Source organism: Snodgrassella sp. W8158, assembly GCF_016100435.1.
GTDB classification, from domain to species: Bacteria; Pseudomonadota; Gammaproteobacteria; order Burkholderiales; family Neisseriaceae; genus Snodgrassella; species Snodgrassella alvi.
This window is the reverse complement of sequence record NZ_JACFSM010000002.1, coordinates 556,069-581,847: the sequence shown is the minus strand read 5'-3', so window position 1 is coordinate 581,847 and position 25,779 is coordinate 556,069. Positions and strand designations below refer to the sequence as shown.

The 25,779-nt window shown below is 40.5% G+C and carries 19 protein-coding genes and 4 tRNA genes; 12 read left to right on the top strand and 11 right to left on the bottom strand.

Features of this window, described 5'->3' with window-relative positions; genetic code table 11:
• Window positions 1-70 precede the first annotated feature (70 nt).
• Window positions 71-1,399, bottom strand: coding sequence for a metalloprotease PmbA (gene pmbA, locus H3V11_RS07145; protein WP_084565708.1), 1,329 nt, complete (start codon window positions 1,397-1,399; stop codon window positions 71-73).
• 147 nt (window positions 1,400-1,546) lie between these two features.
• Between pmbA and yjgA the strand changes: the two genes are divergently transcribed.
• The 7 genes from yjgA (at window position 1,547) to H3V11_RS07110 (ending at window position 10,418) form a co-directional block, all read left to right on the top strand.
• Window positions 1,547-2,071, top strand: a complete 525-nt coding sequence (yjgA, locus tag H3V11_RS07140) for a ribosome biogenesis factor YjgA (RefSeq protein WP_025330615.1) — start codon at window positions 1,547-1,549, stop codon at window positions 2,069-2,071.
• A gap of 84 nt (window positions 2,072-2,155) precedes the next feature.
• Window positions 2,156-2,944, top strand: coding sequence for an indole-3-glycerol phosphate synthase TrpC (gene trpC / locus H3V11_RS07135; RefSeq protein ID WP_084565600.1), 789 nt, complete (start codon window positions 2,156-2,158; stop codon window positions 2,942-2,944).
• A 51-nt stretch (window positions 2,945-2,995) separates the two neighbouring features.
• Window positions 2,996-3,772: a type I methionyl aminopeptidase gene (map, locus tag H3V11_RS07130; protein ID WP_025330613.1), complete on the top strand. Its 777-nt coding sequence runs from the start codon at window positions 2,996-2,998 to the stop codon at window positions 3,770-3,772.
• A gap of 317 nt (window positions 3,773-4,089) precedes the next feature.
• The gene (locus tag H3V11_RS07125) at window positions 4,090-4,374 is read left to right on the top strand and encodes a DNA-binding transcriptional regulator (RefSeq protein ID WP_025330612.1); all 285 of its coding nucleotides are present in this window, start codon (window positions 4,090-4,092) and stop codon (window positions 4,372-4,374) included.
• Window positions 4,375-4,492: 118 nt separating this feature from the next.
• The gene (locus H3V11_RS07120) at window positions 4,493-5,365 is read left to right on the top strand and encodes a folate-binding protein YgfZ (RefSeq protein WP_084565599.1); all 873 of its coding nucleotides are present in this window, start codon (window positions 4,493-4,495) and stop codon (window positions 5,363-5,365) included.
• A gap of 177 nt (window positions 5,366-5,542) precedes the next feature.
• Entirely contained in the window at window positions 5,543-7,141 is a 1,599-nt protein-coding gene (locus H3V11_RS07115) for a peptide chain release factor 3 (protein ID WP_084565598.1), read from the top strand.
• Between the two features lie 1,975 nt (window positions 7,142-9,116).
• On the top strand, window positions 9,117-10,418 hold the full coding sequence (locus H3V11_RS07110; RefSeq protein ID WP_025330607.1) for a threonine/serine exporter ThrE family protein: 1,302 nt from the start codon (window positions 9,117-9,119) through the stop codon (window positions 10,416-10,418).
• Between the two features lie 190 nt (window positions 10,419-10,608).
• On the opposite strand, the gene H3V11_RS07105 is transcribed toward H3V11_RS07110, so the two are convergent.
• A tRNA-Leu gene (locus tag H3V11_RS07105) sits at window positions 10,609-10,695 on the bottom strand.
• Window positions 10,696-10,782: 87 nt separating this feature from the next.
• On the opposite strand from H3V11_RS07105, the gene rnr reads away from it, so the two are divergent.
• On the top strand, window positions 10,783-13,116 hold the full coding sequence (gene rnr, locus H3V11_RS07100) for a ribonuclease R (RefSeq protein ID WP_198224008.1): 2,334 nt from the start codon (window positions 10,783-10,785) through the stop codon (window positions 13,114-13,116).
• A 380-nt stretch (window positions 13,117-13,496) separates the two neighbouring features.
• Here the strand turns inward: rnr and H3V11_RS07095 are convergent, their stop codons facing one another.
• The 8 genes from H3V11_RS07095 to H3V11_RS07060 all read right to left on the bottom strand — a co-directional run bounded on the left by H3V11_RS07095 (window position 13,497) and on the right by H3V11_RS07060 (window position 20,487).
• Window positions 13,497-14,069, bottom strand: coding sequence for a 50S ribosomal protein L25/general stress protein Ctc (locus H3V11_RS07095; RefSeq protein WP_198224006.1), 573 nt, complete (start codon window positions 14,067-14,069; stop codon window positions 13,497-13,499).
• Between the two features lie 62 nt (window positions 14,070-14,131).
• Entirely contained in the window at window positions 14,132-15,118 is a 987-nt protein-coding gene (locus H3V11_RS07090) for a ribose-phosphate pyrophosphokinase (protein ID WP_025330604.1), read from the bottom strand.
• Between the two features lie 557 nt (window positions 15,119-15,675).
• Window positions 15,676-15,751: transfer RNA gene (locus H3V11_RS07085), tRNA-Gln, on the bottom strand.
• 30 nt (window positions 15,752-15,781) lie between these two features.
• Window positions 15,782-15,857, bottom strand: a tRNA-Gln gene (locus H3V11_RS07080).
• Window positions 15,858-15,876: 19 nt separating this feature from the next.
• Window positions 15,877-15,952 (bottom strand) — tRNA-Gln (locus H3V11_RS07075).
• Window positions 15,953-15,962: 10 nt separating this feature from the next.
• On the bottom strand, window positions 15,963-16,811 hold the full coding sequence (gene ispE, locus H3V11_RS07070) for a 4-(cytidine 5'-diphospho)-2-C-methyl-D-erythritol kinase (protein WP_084547774.1): 849 nt from the start codon (window positions 16,809-16,811) through the stop codon (window positions 15,963-15,965).
• A gap of 16 nt (window positions 16,812-16,827) precedes the next feature.
• On the bottom strand, window positions 16,828-17,460 hold the full coding sequence (gene lolB / locus H3V11_RS07065) for a lipoprotein insertase outer membrane protein LolB (RefSeq protein WP_198224004.1): 633 nt from the start codon (window positions 17,458-17,460) through the stop codon (window positions 16,828-16,830).
• Between the two features lie 183 nt (window positions 17,461-17,643).
• On the bottom strand, window positions 17,644-20,487 hold the full coding sequence (locus H3V11_RS07060) for a tetratricopeptide repeat protein (protein WP_198224002.1): 2,844 nt from the start codon (window positions 20,485-20,487) through the stop codon (window positions 17,644-17,646).
• A 331-nt stretch (window positions 20,488-20,818) separates the two neighbouring features.
• On the opposite strand from H3V11_RS07060, the gene mutM reads away from it, so the two are divergent.
• Together mutM and H3V11_RS07050 are read left to right on the top strand one after the other, a co-directional pair.
• On the top strand, window positions 20,819-21,646 hold the full coding sequence (mutM, locus tag H3V11_RS07055) for a bifunctional DNA-formamidopyrimidine glycosylase/DNA-(apurinic or apyrimidinic site) lyase (RefSeq protein ID WP_198224000.1): 828 nt from the start codon (window positions 20,819-20,821) through the stop codon (window positions 21,644-21,646).
• Between the two features lie 17 nt (window positions 21,647-21,663).
• A complete protein-coding gene (locus tag H3V11_RS07050; RefSeq protein ID WP_198223998.1) occupies window positions 21,664-22,473 on the top strand; it encodes a lysophospholipid acyltransferase family protein in 810 nt (269 codons plus the stop codon).
• Between the two features lie 12 nt (window positions 22,474-22,485).
• Here H3V11_RS07050 and pdxH read toward each other — a convergent pair whose 3' ends face one another.
• Window positions 22,486-23,118 carry a pyridoxamine 5'-phosphate oxidase gene (gene pdxH, locus H3V11_RS07045; RefSeq protein WP_025330597.1) on the bottom strand — a complete coding sequence of 211 codons (633 nt, stop codon included), beginning with the start codon at window positions 23,116-23,118 and terminating at the stop codon, window positions 22,486-22,488.
• A gap of 190 nt (window positions 23,119-23,308) precedes the next feature.
• Here pdxH and hemA point away from each other — a divergent pair, with 190 nt between their 5' ends.
• Together hemA and prfA are read left to right on the top strand one after the other, a co-directional pair.
• Entirely contained in the window at window positions 23,309-24,571 is a 1,263-nt protein-coding gene (gene hemA, locus H3V11_RS07040) for a glutamyl-tRNA reductase (RefSeq protein ID WP_198223996.1), read from the top strand.
• Between the two features lie 91 nt (window positions 24,572-24,662).
• Complete coding sequence (gene prfA / locus H3V11_RS07035; RefSeq protein WP_037392151.1) at window positions 24,663-25,745, top strand: peptide chain release factor 1; 1,083 nt, start codon at window positions 24,663-24,665, stop codon at window positions 25,743-25,745.
• Window positions 25,746-25,779 lie beyond the last annotated feature (34 nt).

The window sequence follows — 25,779 nt, the reverse complement described above, 5'->3', positions numbered from 1 at the left end:
AGACAGTTACCAAACATTTCTACTTTCTGCCCGTCTATTAATCAAACAAATTCCCATAATCATTTACGTTTCAGGCACCAGCAATAGTCATATTATCTATCAGAATAGATCCAACTTTATGCGTACTGCGCTTTAACGCATCATCTGCTGCACCAACCATCGCCATAAACATTTCCTGTAAACGTGAAGCGATTGTAATACCCTCTACCGGATAGGCAATCACTCCGTTTTCTACCCAGAAACCTGCCGCACCTCGCGAATAGTCACCAGTAATAGCATTTACACCCTGCCCCATCAACTCAGTAACCAATAAACCGGTTCCCATTGTTTTCAATAAATCGTCCTGACTGGCATGGGTATGATTAAGATATAAATTATGAACACCACCTGCATTTCCAGTAGTACGCATACCTAACTTACGCGCACTGTAGCTACCAAGAAAATAACCCGCAACAGAGCCTTCATTGATAACAGTACGTTCATGTGTGGCTACACCCTCAGCATCAAAATATGTACTGGCAAGCGCTTTTTTCACATGTGGTTTCTCTGTAAGACATACCCAGGGCGCCATAATCTGTTTACCAAGGCTATCTACCAGAAAACTGGTTTGTCGATATAACGCACTACCACTCAGAGCACCTACCAGATGACCAATTAGACTACCGGCTATAGTAGTATCAAAAATTACCGGATATTTTCCTGTAGCCACAGGCTTGCCATCCAGACGCCGTACTGTACGTGTTGCCGCTGTCTGTCCGATAATTTCAGCATCAGCAAGATCTCGTGCATCACGCGCTAAATCGTACCAATAATCACGCTGCATTCCGGAAGCGTCCGCAGCCACTACACTACAGGAAATACTGTGCCTGCTGCCGCGCTGATAAGCACAAAAATCATTACTGTTGGCATATACAAACTGATAATGATCAGTCTGTACTTCTGCTCCTTCGGAGTTTTTAATACGCTCATCCGTATCAAGTGCTGCCTGTTCGGTTTTTTTACCAATCTCAATTGCTTCATCAGCAGACAGCCGCCAGGGGAAAAAAGATTCTGTATCACCGAATTCCGTTGCCAGTAATGCCGCATCTGCCAAACCGGCGCAATCATCCTGAGCAGTAAAACGGGCAATATTCAAAGCTGCTCCGATGACTTCGTCAATTGCCTTATTACTAAAATCAGCAGTACTTGCACGCCCTTTAGCCTGTCCCACATAAACAGTTACATCAAGAGATTTATCCTGCTGATACTCAATATGTTCGACATTCTGCTGGCGTACCTGTACATTCTGACCCGCAGATTCACTGATATCAATTTCAACAGAACTGGCTCCCTGCTTTCTGGCTTTATTTATTGCCTGCTGGCACAGCTCCTGTAACTGATCGGCACTATGATGAAACATTAATCTACTCTCATGCGAAGAAGCCTGCATTCTAACATGCTGAATTCAGCACTGGCAGCAGTTAAACATACATGTCAACTGAAATGATATGGATTTTTTGCTAAAATAGATACTTGAAATTTCGATATACACGTAACACATACATATATGAACAGTAATACAGACAGTCAGTCCCGTGCAGACGAAGAATGGGTAAGTAAAACCCAATTGAAAAAGCAAATGAATGATTTGCAGCAATTAGGTATGGAGCTAACTAAACTGTCTGCTGATACACTGAAAAAAATAAATTTGTCAGAGGATTTATTACAGGCAGTATTAAGCTACCAGAAAATTACCTCGAACAGCGCACTGAAACGTCAAGCTCAGTTTATCGGTCGTCTCATGCGCGAAACCGATACCAAACCAATCAGTGATTATCTGGCTCGCCTCAAAGGTGAAAACAGCGCACATAATGCTTACTTACAACGGCTGGAAAATCTGCGTGATCGTTTAATTTCCGATGACAGCAGCCTCACTGAAATTATCAGCCGTTATCCGCATATTGATATCAACAATCTGCGTACATTAATCCGCAATGCCCGTAAGGAACAGGCTGCAGGAAAGCCACCAAAAGCTTTCCGGGCTATTTTTCAGGTATTGAAAACGGAAATTAGTGAAGATACAGCATCCTGAACATTACTTCTCTCTCTTCACACAATTCACCTTTCACTTTTTTCATTAATTCAGCTTCAGCATGTAACTCCGGACAAAAAAACCATGAGTGATATCTTAAATAAAATTATTGCCACAAAAAAAACCGAAATGGTTACCGCCAAAACGGTTGAATCACTGGCTGAAGTACGTGCAAAAGCCTATGACCAGGCCCCTGCGCGCCCTTTTCTTGAAGCAATACATACAAAACATCATCAGGGAAAAGCTGCCATTATTGCCGAAGTTAAAAAAGCTAGCCCGTCTAAAGGACTGATTCGTCCTGATTTTTCTCCAGAAAAAATTGCCAGAGATTATCAGCTTGGTGGCGCAGCCTGCATGTCTGTATTAACAGACAAAAACTATTTTCAGGGTAGCCTTGGCTATCTGAATCTCGCACGCAATGCCTGCAATCTACCGGTACTGCGCAAAGATTTCATCATAGATGTCTATCAGGTATACCAGTCCCGGGCATACAATGCAGATGCAATCTTACTTATTGCAGCAGCATTAAGCCGTACCCAGTTAACCGAATATGAAGCCATTGCTCACGAGCTGGGTATGACTGTATTACTCGAAATTCATAACGAAGACGAGCTTGAAAAATGCATTAATATGCGTACCCCGCTATGGGGAGTAAACAATCGTAATCTGCGTACTTTCGAAGTAGATTTAAAACAAACTATCAAACTTCTGCCTGCATTAACCGGAAAAACTATTGTGACAGAAAGTGGTATTTTCACCACAAACGATATTCATATGATGCAACAACATCAGGTTAACACTTTTCTTATCGGTGAAAGCCTTATGCGTAAACAAAACATTGCTGATGAACTAAGTTTACTGGTCAATGCTTAAATTATTGTACACATTAACTGAATTGTTTTAATTACCCTAAAAGGAAAAATCATGGCCGTGATTATTAAGAATGCAGAAGAAATTGCTGCAATGCGTGTTGCTGGCCGGCTGGCTGCCGAAGCTCTTGACTACATAGGCCAGTTTATCAAACCGGGAATCACCACCAATGAAATTGATCGTCTGATTCATGATTACCATATCAATGTTCAGGGCGGCTATCCTGCCCCGTTAGGTTATGGCAACCCGCCATTTCCCAAGTCATGCTGTACTTCTGTTAACCATGTAATCTGTCACGGCATACCTGATGATAAACCACTAAAAAATGGCGATATATTAAATATAGATGTCACCATTATCAAAGATGGTTTTCATGGCGACTCAAGCCGCATGTATGCTGTCGGAGAAATCAGCCCTCAGGCACGCCGTCTCATTAACATCACTCACCAGAGTATGATGGCCGGTATTTCTGTAGTTAAGCCGGGCGCGACACTTGGGGATATTGGTTACGCCTGCCAGCAAGTAGCAGAAAATGCAGGTTACTCCATGGTGCAGGAATTTTGCGGACATGGAGTTGGACGCGGATTCCATGAAGAACCACAAGTGTTGCATTATGGTCGTCGTCATACAGGATTAAAATTGCAACCCGGTATGATATTTACAATTGAACCAATGGTTAATCAAGGTAAACGTCATTTGCGTATATTAGGTGACGGATGGACTGTTGTAACCAAAGACCACAAACTCTCTGCACAATGGGAACACGAGGTATTGGTTACTGATGACGGCTATGAAATACTCACAGTCAGCCCATTAACAGGCAAACCTTAATTCACCTTAAAATATCATAACTTTACATTTAAGCTGCACGAATATCTGATATAAGGCAATAAATCTTAATTTAGATTAATTAAAATAAATTTGTATTATCCTGTTATACCGCATTTTAATAAAACAATAGCAATATTGTATTGAATGTAAAAACAATTGTGATAATATTGATGTCCATAGATAATTATGCATAATGGTAAAACATTTTTCATAACATTTATTGATAAATTTTTATCAAAATAAATAATTATCTGTGAATGACCATATTAATTAATTCAACTAAACATAGACAACTCGCTTTTTAAGGTATAAAAATCATGAAAGCATTCAAGCCTATTAACAATGTGCGCGAAATCCGTAAAAAACTTGGTCTGAATCAGATTGAGTTCTGGAGTCAGGTTGGCGTTACTCAGTCTGGCGGTTCCCGTTATGAAGCAGGTCGTAATATCCCGAAGCCAGTTCGTGAACTGGTTCGTCTGGTACATGTTGAACAATTGGAATTAAGCAAACTTAATCGCGTAAACATGGAAGTGGCTGAACTGCTTAAAACTGAGCATCCTGATATGTATCAGCAGCTTAAAGCCAAAGTAGAAGGAAAATGATCCTCTCTGCTCTTTAGCCCCTTATCAAAGCTCCGTACCTTCTCTGGACGGAGCTTTTATTTTGTATATTAAAAATTCCAACCTTATAATAAGCAAAACGATTAATTAGGATTTATACATGACACACACAGCATCTACCCTGATGCCCTTTTTCGGCCTTATTCGAGTTAGCGGCGAAGATCGCACCACATTTTTGCATAATCAACTTTCAAATGACATTAATCATCTTGCAGAAGGACAGGCATGTCTGGCAACTTACAACACAGCTAAAGGCCGTGTCATCGCCAATATGCTTCTACTTAACAGAGGAGACGATATTATTCTGATTTCTGCAGCCGATCTGTGTGAAACACTACAGAAAAAATTGCAAATGTACATTTTGCGCAGCAAAGTAAAATTGGAAACCTTACCTGAATGGGGTGTAGCAGTTTGTTTACCAAATGATATTCCTGTATCAAATACACCAGAACAACCTCAATACGTTTTATCAGCAACGATGACAAATCAGATCTGGCATATACAACTGCCAGATCACTCCTTGGTCAGTATCGGCAAAATCGATCAGCTACCACCACTGAATACAGAAAATGCCATAGCATGGAAAACTCATGAAATTACATGCGGCAATCCATGGATTAGTGCAGCCACCACAGAAACATGTGTGGCACAAATGCTCAATCAGCAGCTTATCGGTGCCGTGCATTTTAAAAAAGGATGTTATCCAGGACAGGAAATTATCGCTCGGGCCCAGTACCGCGGTCAGGTAAAACGCGGCTTGGTACTTATTGAAAGTACTACACCGCTTTCCGACGGAGACAGCATATATGATAGCAACAATGAAGAAGCGGGGCTGATTATCAATCAGGTACAAAAAGACTCAGTTTCATTGGCACTGGCAGTTATTAAACACAATGCTGCCCAGGCGCAGCTACAATGTAACAACCAAGTTTTAAATATGAAAAAATGCTTTTTTTCTACAGCTAATGACTAACCAGTTTAAATCACCAGTAAACAGCCGATAAATAAAATTTATATTCATAAAAAGTCATGATTAACAGCACTAAAATATCCAATTAACAGATTTCATATCAACCTGTGCTACAATATATCTCTCTTTACAAGACGGCCACAGCCGTCTTGTTTTTATTGTTTTCAGAATATAAAAATCATGAGTCAGATTGCCCAGGAAGCGGCACGACGCCGCACATTTGCGATTATTTCCCATCCGGATGCCGGTAAAACCACCCTAACAGAAAAACTGCTACTGTTTTCAGGAGCTATCCTCTCTGCCGGTACAGTAAAAGGAAAAAAATCCGGTAAATTTGCCACATCAGACTGGATGGAAATCGAAAAACAGCGTGGTATTTCCGTAGCCTCATCTGTGATGCAGTTTGATTATCGTCAACATGTTGTTAACCTGCTTGATACGCCCGGCCACGAAGATTTTTCTGAAGATACTTATCGCGTACTCACTGCCGTTGACAGTGCCTTGATGGTTATCGATGCTGCCAAAGGTGTAGAAGCACAAACAATCAAACTTTTAAATGTTTGTCGCCTGCGTGACACACCGATTGTTACCTTCATGAACAAATATGACCGCGAAGTTCGCGACTCACTTGAACTGCTCGATGAAGTTGAAAACATACTGCACATCCGCTGCGCTCCGATTACCTGGCCGATTGGTATGGGAAAAAATTTCAAAGGTGTCTATCACATCCTGAATGATGAGATTTACCTCTTTGAAGCCGGTGGCGAGAAGCTGCCACATGAATTTGATGTAATCAAAGGTATCAATAATTCCCGACTGGATGAGCTCTTTCCGATTGAAATTCAGCAACTGCGCGAAGAAATTGAGCTCGTGCAGGCTGCTTCAAATGAATTTGATTTAGACGCATTTTTGCGTGGCGAGCTGACACCTGTCTTCTTTGGTTCAGCTATCAACAATTTCGGTATTCAGGAAATCCTCAATGCATTGATTGACTGGGCACCGGCTCCACAGCCCAGAGAAACACTAGAGCGTGTGGTCGAACCAACTGAAAACAAATTTTCCGGGTTTGTATTCAAAATACAGGCCAATATGGACGCCAAGCATCGCGACCGTATCGCTTTTTTGCGCGTGTGTTCTGGTGAGTTTACCCGGGGCATGAAAATCAAACACCTGCGCCTTAACCGAGACATTGCTGCATCCAGTGTTGTCACTTTTATGTCACATACCCGTGAACTGGTTGAAGAGGCTTTTGCCGGTGATATTATCGGTATTCCTAATCACGGTAACATCCAGATTGGCGACAGCTTCACCGAAGGTGAACGCCTCACCTTTACCGGCATTCCATTTTTCGCACCGGAACTGTTTCGTGCTGTGAGAATTAAAAATCCACTAAAAATGAAACAGCTGCAAAAAGGATTACAACAACTTGGTGAAGAAGGTGCAGTACAGGTATTCAGACCTCACAATGGCGGCGATCTGATACTCGGTGCTGTAGGTGTATTGCAGTTTGAAGTAGTTACTGCCCGTCTGGCCAACGAATATGGTGTTGATGCAGTATTTGAATCTGTCAGCATCTGGTCAGCACGCTGGGTATCCTGCCCTGACCGAAAAAAACTGGCTGAATTTGAAAAAGCCAACATACTTAATCTCGCTACAGATGCAGGTGGTAACCTAACCTATCTAGCTCCCAACCGTGTAAACCTGTCTCTGACAGAAGAACGCTGGCCGGATATTCGTTTTCATGAAACCCGCGAATTAACAGCTCAGATTAATCAATAGATTTTCCGCATAAACAGAAGCAGCTTATTCCTTAAAGGAAAAGCTGCTTACTTTTTAGAAACATTTTATATTAATTTAAATCAATTTATTTCTACTCTGAACACATAAAATATCTGCGAATTTTATTAAGAGTAATACCATATCCCAGTGTATAACTTTGTAACTCTAAATTACTTAAAAGTAGCAGTAAGTATAGGATTATTTTATTGTGCGGTGAACAAAGTATATACATTTATACATGCTGGAAATATTGTAAAATCGCTGCTAACTTAATTAAATTACCTACTTACCCTCTATAATTTAATAATAAAATTGGCCTTTTTTATCTGCTGACACCGATTTGATTCAAAAAATTTTTATTTGCAGAAGTGTTTTTTTATGATTTTTTGATTATAAATCGCTGATTTTGTTTTTCTTAATATTTTTCTACATAATTTTTTCTTAAATTCTCCTTTGTACAATTTTATTTAATTATCTTATTAAATTTCAATTAAACATAGACGTTATGTTCTCCTTAATTTAAATTATTTAATATCGAGTCGGTTATAAATTAATAATTAAAATTTTTTGTATTATTAATCTGAGATACAAGCATAAATAGCAGAGCAGTGAAGCCATTTTTTTATTATCTTATTTTCTTTTGATGTATATTCGATTTTATAAAAATTATTTTTATAACTTAATAATTTTATCTGATCTCCTCTAACCAAATATATTCTTGTTTTATCAGATAAATTTGGGGAATCATACAAATAACCCTTATCCACTGTAAATTTAAATCCATATTCTTCGGGAATTTATTGAGTCAACAGAAATCGGTTTATACATTCTTTAATATCAGTTGAAGAATAAAGTGAACTATATAATTTTAAAGCATATTTTTCCGTTAATAAATTAAAATAAACATTGTACTGTTTTTATTCTGGAATATTAGTAAAATATTGTTGTATTTTATTATTCACTAAAATTTTTTTATGATTCATTAGTAAAATTAATTCATTAATCATAACATTTTGTTCACTCAGTAAACATAATGGATAACTAAATTTATCTTCCTGACCAAATAAATAAATATCAATATTAGAATAGACCCAATTACATTTTTTATTAACTTCTTTTTCCCATTCCTGCTGATAAATATCAATATCTCTTTTTAAAATAATTTCAGATAATTGATTTATAATAATATAATTAGCTTGTATTTTATTATCTGATTATTAAGCATCTCATCAATTAGACTGATTTTACTAAAAGCATTGTTACTTATAAATGTTAATATAAATAATAAAATTTTCTTCATTATTTTTGATCCTTTTTCAAAAAATTAACTTTTTCATCTTTTCTTTTTAATAGCTCTGTTAAATTTTTATACGATCATAATCTTTTCATAGATTCGAATAAATTAGGGATATTTTTAGCCTATTGTTTTGTAATTTTGTTTAAATATCTTTCATATTTAGTTCAAAAGCAACTGACATCTAATAAATCTCATGTATTTAGATTTTATAAACTAGTATCTTTCCACTTAACAACGGCATTGACTATATCTGGATAAGTTACACTATGCACTACAAATGGCTTTTGAATCTTTTTTCCAAAAATTTGCTCAACCACCATCCCAACGAATAAAGTAACAATGTAAATATAGCCTGTTGTCTAGTTTTATCTTTATTGAGCAATTTCTCATATATTGGTTATAAACCATTTTTAGATAATGAATCGCCAAATCCTGCAATGACAATGCCCATTTAACAGTCATAATACAATATTTCATCATATTTACATGTCTTACTTTTCCTGATTTGCATATCTATATCATCATATAAACTACCTGAGAATTATTATTAAATCTGAAACGCCAAATATATTCATTTGCTACGGTAGCCAGGAAGTGAATTAAATAATATTTCTTATTAAGCAACATCTACTTACAAGCGTTATAATACTAGCCTACTATTTTTATAAAAAAAGTATTATGTCTTTGCCTCTTTCTTCTGATGAGCTTCAGTTAAATATCAAATCGGATCTGGTTTTACGCGTTGGTAAAATTTGTCTGGCAGCAGGTACCGGGAGTTATCGCATTAAACAGTCAATGCGTCATGTTGCTTATATGCTCGGCGTGGAAAATCAGGCACATATTACGCTTACTGAAATCAACTCTACCTGCCGTAATGGTAAACAATTTAAAACTGAGGTTACCACGATTCAAGGAGTTGGAATTAATACTAATAATATCCAATTGCTTGAAACTCTGCTGATAGAAACACAGGCCCGTTATCAGCAAATGAGTGAAAGCGAGCTGATTCGCTTTCTTGATAAATCTTTGTCAGAAATTGAAAATCAACCAGCCCTATACAGTTTACGGCAGTCAGCTTTGTTTGCTGCGGTTGCGTGTTCATCTTTTACTTTTTTAATCGGTGGTGGTTTGATTGAAATGCTGGGTGTATTTTTTGCCTCTGGTTTTGGCCAGGCGCTAAGAAAAACCCTATTACATAAACATCTGAATCAGTTTGTTGTCACCATGCTGGCCGCAGCTGTAGCTTCTAGTGTGTATTTTCTGATTATTGGCGGTAGTCATCTTTTGCTAAAAGTAAATATTCAGCACACAGCCGGCTATATAGCTTCTATGCTGTTTCTGATACCTGGCTTTCCTTTGATAACCGGAGTGCTGGATTTAGCCAAACTGGATTTTTCATCTGGTATTCAGCGTGTAGGTTATGCCATAACTGTAATTTTTTGCGCCACTTTTGCTGCATGGGTAGTTGCAGCCGGAATCCATATGGCACCGGAAGCTATGCTCTCGCCTAATCTTTACCCGGTATGGACAGCTTTTTTTCGTCTGATTGCCAGCTTTTTTGGTGTACTTGGTTTTTCCCTGCTTTTTAACAGCCCGGTAAAAACTGCTTTAATGACTGCTTTTATCGGCATGTATGCCAATACTTTACGGCTGGAAATGATAGACCTGACTAATATACCTATTCAGGCAGCTTCTTTAATAGCAGCTTTTATTGTCGGTATCAGTGCATTTTATTTTAGCCGCCATAGTAAATGTCCGCGTATTGCTTTATCGGTACCGGCAGTATGTATTATGGTACCGGGCATTTATATGTTTCGCGCTATGTATTTTTTACAGCAAAACGATATTATCAATGCTATTAACTGGGGAGCACAGGCAATGCTTATTGTCTTGGCTTTACCATTAGGCTTAGTACTCGCACGGGTATGCACGGATAAAGAATGGGCATTTAATCAGCTTCCGGCTACGGAACATAAATAGCTTTTTTATTTTGAAAATTATTTATATATTTGATACAAAATAAATTGATATTTGAATTAATAATTCAAATGTAGATTGAGTATGCAAATTTTATGCTAATCTGCAAATCTCTAAAATATGATTATTATTAATTTAAGTTTTACAAAATAAAAAAAGATATCTAAATATTAGATATCTTTTTTTGGAATTCTGGTGCCCAGGAGAAGACTCGAACTTCCACACCATTGCTGGCACATGGACCTGAACCATGCGCGTCTACCAATTCCGCCACCTGGGCTTTTGCATATATTGCAACTTTCAGTTAAAGTATGTCTTTAACTGAGGAAGTGCATTATATATTCTCTAAAGAGATTGTCAATACTCTATGAAAAAAAAATCAGATTTACGCCATCAAGATCCATATTTAAAACGTGAATTACAACGTTATTCCAATCCTTTACCCAGCCGGGAATGGATTATTGCTGTTTTAGATAAAGTCGGTATTCCGGTCAAAATGACTGAATTATCACAGAAACTTAATATTACTAATGAAGAAATAGCTTTTTTTGATCGTCGTTTAAATGCCATGGCACGAGACGGACAGATTCTAATTAATCGCCGCGGTGCTGTTTGTGTAGCTAATAAACTGGCACTGGTTAAATGCCGGATTGAAGTACACAAAGACGACTTTGGTTTTGCTGTACCGTTAAACCCTGCTGACGGCAGTGATTTTGTTCTCTACGCTCGCCAGATGTGCGGGTTAATGAACGGAGATATTGTCACTGTAAGACCAGCTGGTTCTGACCGTCGCGGGCGGCGTGAAGGGCAGGTGCTGGATGTCATCGAACGAGCTAATAAAGATGTGGTAGGACGACTCACAATTGAACATGGTGTAGCTATGCTCGTTCCCGAAGATAAACGTCTGGGAGCAAGTATTGTGCTACAGCCTGACTCTTTGGGTAAAGCTAAAGCCGGTCAGGTTCTGGTAGCAAAAATTGAGTCCTATCCGAATGCAACTCAGGCAGCAGTGGCTCGTGTTACAGAAATTCTTGGTGATTATGCTGACAGTGGTATGGAAATTGAAATTGCAGTACGCAAACATCATTTACCCTATCAGTTTAGTCAGGCCTGTATGGCTCAGGCCGCTAAAATACCTGATCATGTTAAAGCTGATGAGCGAAAAAACCGAAAAGATCTGCGTGATCTGCCGCTTATTACTATTGATGGTGAAACAGCACGCGATTTTGATGATGCGGTATATGCAGAAAAAATTGGTCGTAATTACCGCCTGGTCGTTGCTATTGCTGATGTTAGCCATTATGTCCATCCTGATGATGCTATTGATCAGGATGCACAGGAACGTGCTACAAGTGTTTATTTTCCACGGCGGGTTATTCCGATGCTACCGGAGAATTTATCTAATGGCATCTGTTCCCTTAATCCGAATGTGGATCGCCTGTGCATGGTATGCGATATGGTGATTACTTATGCAGGCAATATTAAAAGTTATGAATTTTATCCGGCGGTAATGCGCTCACATGCACGACTTACCTATACACAGGCATGGGACTGGATTAGTAATGACCAGTTTGATGACCCGATGAAAACACATGTACTGAGTTTATACCGGCTATATCAGATTTTACTGAAAAAACGCCTGCAGCGTGGTGCCGTGGAATTTGATAGTATTGAAACACAGATGCTGTTCAATCAGCAGGGTAAAATTGAACGTATTATACCGGTTGAACGCAATGAAGCTCATCGTCTGATTGAGGAATGTATGCTGGCTGCGAATGTCTGTGCTGCAGAATTTCTCAAGCATCATAAACATCCTGCTTTATACCGTAATCATGCCGGTCCGACCAGTGAGCGTCTGAATACTTTACGTGAGCAATTATCGCTGCTTGGTTTACACCTGAATGGCGGTAATAACCCTACTCCAAAAGATTATGCAGAACTAAGTGAAAAAATCAAAGAACGGCCTGATCAGAATGTAATCAGTATTATGCTGTTACGCTCAATGCAGCAGGCAGTTTATGAACCACAAAATATTGGCCATTTTGGTCTGGCCTATTCGGTATATACACATTTCACTTCACCAATCAGGCGTTATCCTGATCTGACTGTTCACAGAGCTATTAAGGCCATTTTACAGCACAAACAATATCAGCCAAAGTCGTGGTCTGAACTCGGTGTGCATTGTTCACTGGCAGAACGCAGAGCTGATAATGCCAGCCGCGATGTGCAAAACTGGCTTAAAACTTACTATATGCAGGACAAAATCGGTGAGGTTTTTTCCGGTACGATTTCCGGTATGGCAAATTTTGGTTTGTTTGTTACTTTAGATAATGTTTATATTGACGGCATGGTTCATATCAGCGATCTGGGTGAAGATTATTTTAATTATCATCCTGAAATGCTGGCCATTGTCGGAGAGCGTAGTGGTATCCGCTTTAAGCTGGGTGATAAAGTTGTAGTCAAAGTAGCTCGCGCGGATTTGGATACGAGCCGGATTGATTTGGTGCTGATTAGCACGAATAGTGGTAAGCGTCGCCGGACAAATAATGCGCAAAATATTCAGAAACAGCTTAAAGCCACTGTTAAACAGCCGCGCAAAGCACCCGGTAAGAAAATTAAGTCAAACAAAACAAAAACTGCTGCCATTCAGAAGTCACGTAGTAATGGTTCACGCAAAAAACCAGGCCGTAAAAAGTCCTAATGCTGCGTTATAATTGATTAAATTAATTTCTAAAAAGGCTTTTATCTGTGTTGAATCAGATAAAAGCTTTTTTATATTTTTGACTTTTTTATGTTATTAATATATTTATAAAATAATTAGTATGCATTACTTATTTTATAAAACGTAATTTGAATGAAATAAAATATTTTTATATATTTTTCTTGTGCAGACCGTTTATTTCTGATTTTTCAAATTTAACTTTACGTTTTGCTATATGTGCTAAATTGTAATTATTTAAATTTAGAAATTATTACTCACATTACTTTAAAAAAACTGAAGTCTGTTACTACAGACTTCAGTTTTCAATGGCATTTTACTTTTAGGTAAAATACTAATCAGATGTAGGTATTTTTTACTGCTTATTTGTTTTTACCAGTAGCAGAAGCAATAGCCAGATTTTCATTGCGATTTAATGCAACGCTGGTCACACCTTCTGGGAACACTAAATCGGTCAGGTGACGAATTTCACCGGCACTGATGGTAGAAACATCCAGTTCCAATACAGCTGGAATGTTTTTCGGTAAAGCATTTACTTCTACGCTGGTAGCCAGCAGAGACACACGACCACTTTGCAATTTTTCTGCCGGAGAAATAGCAGCATTCAGCAAGTGTAGCGGAACACGAATATTGATAGCTTTATTTGCATCAACGGCCTGGAAATCAATGTGCTGTACTTGTTGTTTAAACGGATGCATCTGGAAATCACGTACAATAACGTCGTAGGTTTTGCCATTAACATCCAGTTTGATGATAGCAGTATGGAAAGATTCTTTTTCCAGTGCGTACCATAAAGTACGATGATCTACTGTAATAGCTACCGGTTCGGTACATTCACCGTACAATACAGCCGGTACTTTACCTTCGCGACGCAGGCGGCGGCTCGCACCAGTGCCCTGAGCTTCACGGATTTCTGCTTTAATTTCGTAAGACATAACTACTCCAAAGTTAATAATGCCGTCATCGGCCGCGACCAGCTTAAGACGGCTTGGGGGTATTAAGGGAGAAACATTGCTCCCGGTATGGCCACATCTTCATTGAAAAGATATGACACAGATTCTTCGTTACTGATACGACGTACAGTTTCTGCAAGCAGGCCTGAAATACTTACCTGACGAATCCGATCACATTTCTGTGCAGCTTCAGATAAAGGAATAGTATCAGTGACTACAACCTGATCGATTTCTGATGAAGCAATACGCTCAATCGCCGCTCCGGAAAATACCGGATGAGTAGCATAAGCCAGCACGCGTTCTGCACCGCGTTCTTTTAATGCTGATGCAGCTTTACATAAGGTATTTGCTGTATCAATCATATCATCAATAATCAGGCAGGTACGATTCTGAATTTCACCGATTACATTCATTACTTCTGCCACATTGGCTTTTGGCCGGCGTTTATCAATAATGGCCAGATCAGTACCCAGTGTTTTTGCTACGGCGCGAGCACGCACTACACCACCGATATCAGGGCTGACAACTGTCAGGTTATCAATGCGCTGCTTTTCAATATCATGCACCAGAATGGGGGTAGCATAAATATTGTCTACTGGAATATCAAAAAAGCCTTGAATCTGGTCAGCATGCAAGTCAACTGTAAGTACACGGTCGATACCGGCAGAATACAGCATATTGGCTACCAGTTTGGCAGAAATCGGCACACGTACTGAACGCGGACGACGATCCTGGCGTGCATAGCCGAAATAAGGAATGGCTGCAGTAATCCGTCCGGCTGAAGCACGCTTGAGTGCATCAGCCATTGTCAGGATTTCCATTAAGTTATCGTTAGTCGGTGCGCAGGTAGGCTGTACGATAAATACATCACGACCACGTACATTTTCGAGTAATTCAATTGCTATTTCGCCATCAGAAAATTTTCCAACTGAGGCACGTCCCAGAGAAATATCCAAATGTCTGGCCACGTTATTTGCCAGTTCCGGGTTTGCATTGCCGGTAAAAACCATCAAACTGTCGTATGCTGCCATTTCTATTGTACCTGAGTCCTGTTTTGGTTTGATTTGATTTGTGTGAGGAAGATTAAACATTAATCCAAGGCTTTCATATCACCACTTAAGCTGTAGTGTATCTGTCATATAAACAAGTAATGGCTTTCAACGTTATGAAATTTTGTGCTCATTTCGTTGTTAACCCGTTTACGTTATTTCTAAACTCAAAAGCAATGATCACCTCTTTAAAAAATATTTCCAGTCTGTACTGAATAGCTGCAAGTATCATAGTTGAAACAGATTTAATCAATTATTTTACTGATATTTAATAGAAACACAGCAAAATAGTAACACTATTCTATTACTATGATTAAAACTGTATTACATTTTTGCAGACTCAATCACGCTATGTATCACTAAAAAGTGAATACAATAATACAAACTTACAATATTTATGCCTGTTTTCCGACTGGAACCTGCCCGTCTGAAATTTAGATAAATTATATCACTTATGGCATCAACACGCGCCCTAAAATAACAATTTGTCATTTACACATTAAATAAGCGTGTAAGTAAACTTACACGCTTATCTGAATTGGCTGGGGAGGTAGGATTCGAACCTACGCATACCGGAATCAGAATCCGGGGTCTTAACCACTTGACGACTCCCCAATAGAGTTTACTGCCTATTTGCTCGAAATGTGGCTGGGGAGGTAGGATTCGAACCTACGCATACTGGGATCAAAACCCAGTGTCTTAACCACTTGACGACTCCCCAATGCTCTTTATCAAGCAACTGGCTGGGGAGGTAGGATTCGAACCTACGCATACTGGGATCAAAACCCAGTGTCTTAACCACTTGACGACTCCCCAACTACACACATCATTGATAAAACGGATGCCTCGTCAGGGAAGCAACACAATATGCCTGATGCACGCAAGAAACTTTATTGTAAACAGCTTGTGCCGCACTTTCAGAATTAAATGACAAAAATACACATGCACCAGAACCACTCATCATTGGTGAACCGTATTCAGCCAAAACATCAAATGCCGCTTTTACTGCTGGATACTCAGCTAAAACAACGCTCTGCATATCATTGCGCCAGTGCTGTCCTGCTTGGAAGTCTGGCATTATCCGTGGCTTGGAATCACGTGTCAAGTCTTTATGTGCAAATATTTTCGGTGTACTGACATGCACCGGGGGCTTGATAATCACATACCATTGTTTTGGCAAAGATATCGGGCTTAATTGCTCACCAATACCACGAGCAAATGCACTTTGTCCAAAAATAAAAAACGGTACATCTGCACCTAAGCGCACGCCAAGCTGTAATAGTTCTGTCTTACTCAGATTAAGCTGCCATAAATGGTTAAGCACCATTAATACGACGGCCGCATCCGCACTACCACCACCCAGTCCGCCACCAACAGGAATCTGTTTTTCCAGCCAGATATCCACTCCGTGTTTAGTGCCGGTATGATCGGATAATAACCGGGCTGCACGCACACACAAATCCTGTTCTTCAGTAATGCCGTTAGTTGGTGTATGTAATTTTATGCAGCCTGTCTGATTTACGCTGAACCAGATATGATCATACAGCTCAATCAGAGTAAAAATGCTTTCAAGTAAATGGTAGCCGTCGGCGCGCCGTCCGACGATTCTCAAATCAAGATTCAGCTTGGCCGGCGCCAGAAAATGCCGTGCATCAGCTGCTGGAGATTTATTCATATTTTTAAATAATTAATCAGGATAATCTTTGACGCAATTCGCATTGTGCTGATTTTGCACTATCATCAGTATCTGTATATTCATCAAACACCAGTCTGATGTCGAAGCGTGCATTATTTAACAGTACAATACGCGGATTACGGCTTCCGTTTTGTTGCTGACGCTGGATAATCCAGCCAGACTGTTTAAGTTTGCCGTTGGGCAATAACTGATAAGGTTCATCTGCAATCCAATATCCCTGCACCCATTGATTCAAGTGATCAAACGGAAGCACAAAACCAAGCATACGCTGGCTTAATTCCTCAATACTGGCTGCAGTAATTATCTGCCCTTTACTGTCTTCTGCAATTACACCTGAGCTGTCAGTACATAAAACCCCTACACTATTACCCAATGGTGTTTTGACTTCAATTGTTTGTACGCTACCGGTATTCTGCCAGCTAAAATTTGCATAGCTTCCTTTACCCTGATCCTTAATAGCCAGCCGTCCGGAACTGTCAAAACCGGAAACATCATTTTCGTTACCAGCCTGCCAGTCTGATGCCGATGTTATTCTGTCTGGTATGAGGCTGCTACAGGCACTTAAAGCCAGGCTGGTGATAGCTGCTGCCAGATAAAGATTTTTTTTACGTAAATATGAATATATCATTCTTATTCCGGTATCTATAATTGTCTATTATTGTAATATTATCAGAATTAGTTATATAAGCTGTGTGAAGTTAATTTATGTTTTAGAATTAAATGAATAGCTGCCGTTGACACTTGATGCATACGGCAGCTTTTTCGGTAAATTTCAATAGTTCAGTTGCTAAAGTCGATAACTAGTATCCGGCTATTTATTGTTTTGTGATTTCGGTGCAGTAGTCAGACTAGACGGATTTACATTAAATTTTTTCAAAATCTGTTGTAACTCTTTCTGGTCAGAGTCTTTATTAGCTAATCCCTGTGCCCAAATTTTTCGTGCCTGTTCCTGTTCTCCTTGCTGCCACAAGACTTCTCCCAGATGCGCTGCAATGGCACTTTCCTGACGAAGCTGATAGGCTGAACGTAAAAGCGGTAACGCTTTTTCAGGCTGGTTATTCAGATAATATGCCCACCCCAGACTATCCTGAATTGCCCAGGACTCATTATCCAGCTGACTTGCATGCTGCAAAATCGATAAAGCCTCTGCCCAATAGCGTTTTGGCATACTTAGCATGGTATAGCCCAGCCCATTATAGCCCTCCGCATCATCAGGTTTTAATTCAATAAAAGCACGAATATCTTTTATTGCCTTTTTCGGCTGATCCAGTTTTTCACTATAAGCTGTTGCTCGTGAATACAGCAGGAATGCTTTTAAGTCTGTATTATTATCCTCAGATGCAGCAGCTTTTTTGTCTGCATCCTTTAGCATCTGTGTCAGCTTTTGTACATAAACTTTCGGATCGAGGGTTTTACTATCAATATAAACTGACAGTGCAATGGTATGCATATTATCAGAAACGGGTGATTCTTTATTCTGATCTATCCGAGCTAACCATTGCTTTGCAGCCGGTATATTATTTTGGGTTACTTCAATCATCCCCATCAGATAGGCTTTATCTCCGATCAACTCACTATCAGTTACTTTATCCAGCCACTTACGTGCAGAGGTCATATCCCGATTAGAAAAGTAATATGTTGCAGCGAGAAGCGCTGCCTGACTTTGTTGAAGTCTGTTACCGGTCTGAATGACTTTATTAATATTTTCAATCAAAGCCGGTTCATTGGTTCTGTTGCTAAATAAAATTCCTGCCTGTTGTAAATAGATATCTGCATCAGCCTGAGTTTCTACCTTCTTTGCTGTGGCTAAGGGCAGACTATTCGGTCTGATTTGGTGTTTACTTAGTATTTGATTCAGAATTTTATGATCACTGGCTTTATTAAGCCAGCCCTGAGCCCATATTTGACGAGCTTCGTCCTCACGCCCTTGCTGCCAATAAACTTCCCCCAGATGAGCAGCTACTTCACTTTCCGGCAGCTTCTGATATGCATATTCTAGTAAAGGCAGCGCTTTTTCTACATTACCATTAAGAAAATAAGCCCAGCCCAGGCTGTCATTAATTGCCGGAGACTGGTTATTCTGAGCATAGGCTTGCTCCAGCAATTGCTGTGCTTCCTGCCAGTGATCTTTTGACAGACTTAATAAGGTGTAACCCAGTGCATTAAGCCCCTCTATCTGATTAGGCCGCATTTTCACAAACCGGCGCAGATCTGCTACTGCTTTTGCCGGCTCATCAAATTTATCTGCATATAACAGCCCACGAAGGAGTAATAACGGCGGAACATTTTCTACCTGTGTTCTGGCATCACTATGTTCTGCTTCATTAATCACTCTATTTAGATATTGTTCATATTTCTGGTCAGTGAGTGAAGAACTATTTACAAATGTTTGTAAACGAAGCAAATCCGATCCGCTGAAAAAAGTACCTGCCGGTGTTTTATCTGTCTGAGCTTTATTTAACCATTGCTGAGCTGCTTTCCAGTGTTTTTGTTCTGCTTCAATTGAGCACATCATAAGTGCCTGATCGAAGAGAAACTGCGGATCATTGACTTTAGCTGCCCACGTACGGGAAGCCGGCAGATTATGTTCATCATAATAGCGCATAGCCACCATCATGGCCGCTTTACTTCGCTGATTGGAATTCCCCAGTTCTACAATTTTCTCTGCATAGCCGGCAATGGTAGCTGTAGCAGCTTTTTGACTGACAGCTAGATAAACTGCCTGCAAATACAGATCCGCGCTTTTACTTTTCTCAAGTAGTGGCTGCAAAGTTTGATATGCCTGTTGTAATTGATTATTCTTAATCAGCAATTCTATATAAAGACTTTGCCATTTAGCTGGCATGGTATCCACACCGGTTAGCTGGTAAAAATCCAGCAGATATTGTGGCTGCTTAAGATTAATCAGGTTCAGTGTCAGCTGGCTGGCTGGAAAAATATCGGTATCCAGATGAACCAGTAATTGTAACGCTTTGATGGTTTGCTCTTTATGCGCACCGGTTGCACCATAAATAGCATCGGCAATTAGGGCTTCTGCCATTTCAGGATGTAAAACTGCTGTTTTGTGAATCGGTGCATTTAACTCATCAGTGGCATCCAGATTATTTAACCGGAATTGTGCCATTTTTAAAAACAACCGGCGCAGCTGATAATCATTGGCATGAGATAAAACTGCATCTGCATTTTTCAATACTTGCGGCACATCATTTTTGGCGATAGCCAGCTCCCACATCAGGCGCTGTCTGGCTGGTGTCTCTGTCGGCTCAATTTCCTGCCAGCGATTAGCAATGGTTTGCGCTTCGGTGATTTTATTTGCGCCAAGAGCCATTTCCATCGCCCGTTCAGCCACATCTGGTTCCTGTGTATGCTCAAGCATTCGCATATCTGCGGCCAGAGCCTGATCCGTTTTACCCTGAGAATAAATAAGTTCTGTAGCAAATAAAGTAAAAATATCATTGGCACGGCCAGCAATAGCCAGACGCCGTTGCAGCGAATCTGCATCATCCGGTGCTGTAACCTGATTATTTATCCGCTCAATTTTAGTTTGAATCAATGGTACTGGTTTATGCTGCTCTGACACACTGTTGGCATTGGCCATATGTACAGCCATTAAACTTAAAACAATCGGGGTAATACGATGAATCCAACGAGGCATTAAACTTCTCCATATATGCAAATCAGTTTACGTAGACACTGAATCATAAATAAATAACAACTCTGTACTTGTGCAGGCAATTTTTTTCTAATCGCGGTTTATCATGCAATATGTGTTCAGTTATTAAATACTTTAACCGGCACGATAAAATTTGCAGCCGTTTAAAGAATAAACTATTAGGGTAAAATAATTTGCTACTTTAACACAGACAATTTTAGCTGCGTATGACTTATGGCAATTTTATCTGATTAAAACTGACACAGTATGTGCTTTAAATTTTGTTTTCATGATGCTATTGTAACGATTTTATTCTGAATAATATAAATAAATTATGCCCGAGTTACCGGAAGTAGAAACAACGCTGCGCGGAATCGCTCCTTTTATTGAAAATCAAACTATTTCACAGGTAGAAGTGCGTCAGCCGCGTTTACGCTGGCCGATAATAGATAATCTAGGCGAACAGCTTGGCAGCGAAAAGGTATTATCAGTCAGACGCAGAGCTAAATACCTGCTGATTGAATTAGCTTCAGGCACATTATTTATTCATCTGGGTATGTCAGGCAGTTTACGCGTCTTTACTGACTTTACTGCTCCGCCGGTACAAAAACATGATCATGTAGATATTGCTTTTAGTAATGGTACGCTCTTACGATTTCATGACCCCAGACGTTTCGGAGCTGTTTTATGGTTTATCGGACTCATTGAACAGCATCCTTTATTAGTTAACCTCGGACCGGAACCACTCAGCCAGGATTTTAATGCTGATTATTTGCTACAAAAACTTTCAAACCAGAAACGTGCGATTAAAACAGCAATTATGGATAATAAGATTGTTGTCGGTGTAGGCAATATCTATGCTAACGAAGCTTTGTTCCGTACTGGTATCCATCCGGCCATTCCGGCTATGAAGCTGAATAAACAGCAGATTAGCGCACTGACTGATGCAATCAAACAGATACTACAGGAAGCCATTACGGCAGGTGGCAGTACTTTAAGGGATTTTGTAAATAGTGCTGGTACCAGTGGTTATTTTCAGCTACAACATCAGGTATACGGACGAGCCGGTGAACCTTGCCCGCAGTGCGGGCATCCGATTGAAAAAATGATTTTGGGACAAAGAAGCAGTTTTTATTGTCCTCAATGCCAGAAAAAACGATAAATAACAATGACAAAACAATGACAAAATCAGAACATACTTCTTTAATTACCCGTTTTTCGCGTATTTTCAGACTGGCTTTATGGCTGGTTAAGACAATCAGACGGGTAAATCGGTTTAAGAACCTGAATGAAACAGAGCGTAATAAGGAATTAATTTCAATTGCGCACAATTTACTTGATATTCTGCACGTAAAGGTAAACTCTGAACAATTATTACCCGATACAGCAAGTATGCCCTGGCTTACTGTAGCCAATCATATTAGCTGGCTGGATATTTTCGTATTAATGTCCTATATCCCCGGTGGCTTTATTGCTAAACAAAGTGTCAAATCATGGCCGGTAATCGGCAGACTGGCTACAAACGGGGGTACTGTTTATATTAATCGTCAGTCGAGACAGGATATTAATCCGGTTATCAAAGCCATAGTACTGGCATTGCATGAAGGTAAAAACGTCCTGTTTTTTCCCGAAGCGTATACATCTGAGGGAATGACTACCCTGCCATTTAAAGCAGCGCTGTTTCAGGCAGCAATAGATGCAGATACACCCGTGATGGCAGTAGCCATGCGCTATTACAACCCTCAGGGATTGCGTACATCTAAAGTAGCATTTGCCGGCAAAACCAGTTTATTGCGTAGTCTGTGGAATATAGTATCTATGCCGGAAATTATAGTAAAAGTAGATTTTTCTGCGTTGCTGAATATTGCTGAAAACAGAACAAATGATCGTTTCAGCCTGAAAACTCAGGCTGAAGATTTTATTCAAAACAAAGTTCTTATGGATAGTCCGGCTACAGCAGCCGCGCCTTCAACTTCTGAATCAATATAGGCCAAAAGATGTTTAAGGTGATAAGCGCTGTTTAATCCAGAGATTATTTTGTCTTGTATACTGAATACGGTCATGTAAACGGCTTGGTCTTCCCTGCCAGAATTCTACCAGCTCGGGTTTAACCAGATATCCGCCCCAATGCGGCGGTCTGGGTACATTGAACAAATATTTTGCCCCCAGTTTTGCTGCACGCGCCATCAGCTCGGTTTTACTATTAATTACGGCGCTTTGTTCACTAGCCCATGCACCAATACGGCTGCTGTAAGGTCGGGACTGAAAATAGGCATCTGATTCTGCTGCAGGTAATTGTTGCACGCTTCCCTCCACCCGTACCTGACGTTCCAGTTCCGGCCAGAAAAATGTGAGTGCCGCATGCGGATTCAGACTTAATGAACGCCCTTTACGGCTATGATAATTAGTAAAAAATACAAACCCTTCTGCTGTCACTTCTTTTAACAGCACAATGCGGGCATTAGGTCGTCCGTGCTGATCAACAGTAGCAACATTCATGGCTGTAGGCTCATTTACTTTGGCATGCATGGCTGCCATTAACCATTTTTGAAACTGCTCCAAAGGGTCTTCACAGCAATCAGCTTCACTAAGTGACTGCTGGCTGTAATCTTCACGAATATCGTGCAAATCCAGATTCTTCATTTTTTTGTTTATGCATGCGAAAAAGTTATTTACACCACTCTCAGGCATGATTTACTGCTTTTTCAGCACTGATAGCGTATAATTGCCCGATTTATTAACTTTATATTTATATAGAATATAAAGTCTGGCTGGCAATTATCCTACCCGCGGTAGCGGGCAAACGCAAATTACTTCAGGTAGTATGTCTTTAACCGTTATCGGACTCAATCACCAAACTGCGCCAGTTTCTGTACGTGAACGTTTGGCTTTCCCTGCCATAGAACTGGCAGAAGCACTGACTGCGCTTGGCAGTCAGGAAGAAATAGCAGAAGCAATGATTCTGTCTACCTGTAACCGTACAGAAATTTACTGTATTGGTAATGCAACCACAGCCATACAATGGCTGGCCGGCTACCATCAATTGCCATTATCTGAATTTGCTCCCTATTTATATCAATTCCATGATAAACAGGCTGTGCAGCATGCCTTTCGGGTGGCTTGCGGACTGGATTCAATGGTTTTAGGTGAACCGCAGATTCTCGGACAATTAAAAGAAGCCGTACGCGTTGCCCGCAGCCGGCATACGCTGCATCAGCAGCTGAATGCTCTGTTTGAAAAAACTTTTGCAGCAGCAAAAGAAATTCGCAATGAAAGTGCAGTCGGAGAAAACTCTGTATCCATGGCAGCGGCGGCAGTCAAAATGGCCGCACAGATTTTTCCCGATATTTCGGCATTGAATGTTTTAATGGTGGGTGCCGGTGAAATGATTGAGCTGGTAGCCACCTATTTTGCCGCAGAATGTCCGCAGCGCCTGACTGTTTTAAACCGTACGCTGGAACGGGCTCAGGAATTATGTCAGAAATTAAGCTGTGAAGCAGATGCACGCATATTAACTGCTTTACCTGAAATTCTGGCTGAATACGACGTAATTGTTTCTTCTACTGCCAGCCCTTTTCCGGTTATAGGTAAAGGTTTAGTAGAACGCGCACTCAGGCAGCGGCGCGGCATGCCAATATTTTTGCTTGATCTGGCCGTACCGCGTGACATTGAAGCCGAAGCAGGCGAACTGAACGACGCGTATTTGTATAGTGTTGATGATATGGTGCATATTGTGCAGCATGGTCAGGCAGCACGGCAACAGGCTGCAGCTGAAGCTGAAAAGATGGTTGCAGGCAAAGTTGCTGAGTTTATTGCATGGCAACAGACACGCAATAGCGTTCCTTTAATTTGTGAATTGCGCGATCAGGGTGAACAGCAGCGCAGCAAAGCAGTCAATAAAGCTCTACGCCGTCTGCGTAAAGGTACACCTGTTGAAGAAGTATTGCAGCGTTTAAGCCGTGAGTTAACCAATAGCCTTTTGCATGCACCTACCCGAGCTTTAAATAAAGACAGTCAGCAATATCCTGAGCTGGCCGAGGCCATTTGTCAGATTTACCAGCTGCATGGAAAAAATCAGCAGCATTAGCTACTGCCTCCAATTTATTCATAATCCTTAACTCTATATATTTAATACAGTCTCAATGGACTGATAGCTTTTATTTAATACGGAATACCAGATGAAACCTTCATTGATAGACAAGTTACAGCACCTGACTGAGCGTCTGGAAGAAGTAACCGCTTTGCTGGCTTCTCCTGATGTCACGAACAATATTGACGAATATCGTCGCCTTACCCGTGAACATGCCGAGCTTACACCGGTAGTAGAAACCTATCGCCAGTATACACAGGCAGAAACTGATCTAGCTGCCGCAGAAGAAATGCTGGCAGACCCGGAATTAAAAGAATTTGCGGCTGAAGAGATCAATACTGCCCGTAATCAGATTACTCAGCTGGATGGCGAGCTGCAAAAACTTTTGTTACCAAAAGACGAAGACGATGACAAGAATATTTTCATAGAAATTCGTGCCGGAACCGGTGGTGATGAAGCAGCTTTATTTGCCGGCGATTTATTGCGCATGTATACCCGCTTTGCAGAACGTATGGGCTGGCAGGTAGAAATTGTATCCGCCAGTGAAAGCGATCTGGGTGGCTATAAAGAAGTGATTGCACGAATTGCAGGCATGAATGTTTACAGTCAGCTCAAATTTGAATCTGGCGGCCATAGGGTTCAGCGCGTACCAACTACAGAAAGTCAGGGCAGAATCCATACCTCAGCCTGTACTGTGGCCATTATGCCGGAAGCCGATGAAGTTGCTGAAGTACAGCTCAATCCGAACGATTTACGCATTGATACTTTCCGTGCCTCCGGTGCGGGTGGTCAGCATATTAACAAGACGGATTCTGCCGTACGTATTACTCACTTACCAACGGGTATGGTAGTGGAGTGTCAGGATGGGCGTTCACAGCATGCCAATAAAGCACAGGCAATGCGAGTACTTGCCTCCCGACTGTATGAACAGCAGAAACATGCTGCTCATGCCAAAGAGGCTGCTGAACGTAAAAGCCTGATTGGCAGCGGCGACCGCAGTGAACGTATTCGAACTTATAATTATCCCCAAGGCAGAGTAACCGATCATCGCATCAATCTTACTCTGCATAAACTGGATTTTATTATGGATGGTGATTTATCAGAGCTGACACAGGCATTAATTGCCGAGCATCAGGCTCAGCAGCTGGCACAATTAAGTAATGCCGGCTAAGTTCATCAAAAAAAGCTGTTCTGACTTTCAGAAC